This is a genomic window from Nostoc sp. CHAB 5715 (genome assembly GCF_020829685.1).
Taxonomy (GTDB): Bacteria; Cyanobacteriota; Cyanobacteriia; order Cyanobacteriales; family Nostocaceae; genus Nostoc.
This window is the reverse complement of record NZ_JAIVFR010001136.1, coordinates 1-2,192: the sequence shown is the minus strand read 5'-3', so window position 1 is coordinate 2,192 and position 2,192 is coordinate 1. Positions and strand designations below refer to the sequence as shown.

Annotated in this window: 1 protein-coding gene; it reads left to right on the top strand. The window is 42.7% G+C overall.

Features of this window, described 5'->3' with window-relative positions:
• Positions 1–212: 212 nt before the first annotated feature.
• On the top strand, positions 213–2,192 hold a 1,980-nt coding region (locus LC574_RS36875), incomplete at its 3' end, for a thioester reductase domain-containing protein (protein WP_306422220.1).

Here is a 2,192-nt window from a genome sequence, read left to right as displayed (position 1 = left end):
GCTGCCAACGGCTATGCGCTGGACACCTTTCAGGTTGTCACGCCCATGCTGCCCGAGCACTACCGCGAGCTGGTGAGCATGGTCGAAAGCGAACTGGACCACACCATTGAGGAGCCCGGCCCCCTGCATCGGGGATTAAGCGCTACACTTTTGCAGAACTTCCCCAGGTAATTGACTACGTTTTGATTACCCACAATCATCAAGACCATGTAATGCTGGAAACCCTCTTGCAGTTACGTCACAAAATTAAAACCGTGGTTGTGCCAAAAAGCAATAAGGGAACGCTCATCGACCCCTGTTTAAAGTTGATGCTGCAACAAATTGGGTTTGAGAATGTCCAAGAAATTGATGAACTAGAAATCATTAACATCGCTGATGGTTATATTGCCGGTTTGCCGTTTTTGGGAGAACACGGAGACTTAAATATTGGTGCAAAAGCAGCTTATCTGGTGAATCTTAAGGGACGCTCAATTTTGTGTGCCGCCGATTCTAACAATATTGACCCTCAACTATATACACATCTGCATCAAATTTTTGGTGATATTGATGTGCTGTTCATTGGTATGGAGTGTGATGGCGCAGCTTATAACTGGGCATACGGAGCATTATTAACTCAGCAAGTACCTCGGAAAATTGCCAAAACCCGGCGATTAGATGGCTCAAATGCTCAAAGAGCGATCGCCCTAGTTAATCAATTTCATCCCCAACAAGTGTATATTTATGCTATGGGTCAGGAACCCTGGCTAACATTTATTACTTCCATTCTCTACACCCCAGAGTCAAAGCCGATTGTCGAGTCTAACCAATTGGTGGGGTATTGTCGCAGTCAAGAAATTGTCAGTAAACGCCTCTTTGGTTGTGAAGAGATTTTATTGACACCTCGTTCAACAAATACATCTATATTAGGGAGTATTTTGAGCGAATCGCAAGTACCCTTACAACCCGTCTATGAAAGTTTAATATCGCCAATCCAGGAATTTCTTACTCAATTACAGCGTCTAGATGTTCGCATTTGGCTTGATAATGTCAACGACACCCCGAAACTGCGGTGTAATGCTCCTAAAGGTGTGCTGACAGATTCACTCAGAGAGCAATTGCAAACGCACAAGACAGAAATTATCGAGTTTCTGCAAAATCCTAGACGAGGAGTAGAAGTCAATTGGCAACAGGAGGCTATTCTCGATTCTACCATTGTTCCCCCCACCCCCCTTAATCCCCCCTTGCAAAGGGGGGAAAAAGATTCCGATTCCCTCCCTTTTACAAGGGGAGGGTTAGGGAGGGGTTCCGACTTTCCAACCGAAGAAACTAATTCTGATTCTCTCCCCTTAGCAAGGGGAGGGTTAGGGAGGGGTTCCGACACTCCAAAAAATCATGTTTTATTAACTGGTGCTACGGGATTTGTGGGGGCGTTTCTTCTCCATGAATTATTATGCAGAAGTTCAGCATCAATTTATTGTTTAGTGCAAGCAGAAACAATTGAAGCTGCACAGGAAAGAATTAAAACAGCATTGCAATCTTACAAACTTTGGGATGCATCCCTAACAACGCGCATTTTTCCTGTACTTGGGAATCTTGCTCAACCTAATTTAGGACTTTCGCCATTCCAGTTTCAAGATTTAGCTAACCAAATAGATGTGATTTATCACAATGGAGCGCGAGTGAATCATACAGAACCTTATACTCGCCTCAAAGGAGCAAATGTTTTAGGAACTCAAGAAGTTTTGCGACTGGCGAGTTGCACCAAATTAAAACCTGTACATTTCATCTCTACAATTAGTGTTTTTGCCGCCAATAGCAATACGAAAAAGCTCCGAGTAGACGAACAAGATAGTTTAGATGATTATCTCATGCCAGTTGGTGGCTATGCTCAGAGTAAATGGGTGGCAGAGAAACTGGTAATTGAAGCTATTAAGCGCGGGATTCCTATCAATATTTACCGTTTTGGTGCAATTTCTGGACATAGCCAAACAGGAGTATTTAATCAGAACGATTTTCTTTATAAATCACTTTTGGGTTATGTGCAGATGGGCAGTATGCCAGATGGAACTATGCCTTTAGAAATTTTACCTGTAGATTATGTAAGTCGTGCCATTGTTGAATTATCGTCAATACCATCTTTTGGTGAAATTTTCCACTTAGTTCAGTCTCAACCTGTTTCCTCAGATATTATCTTTGAGCAATTACAAAAGATG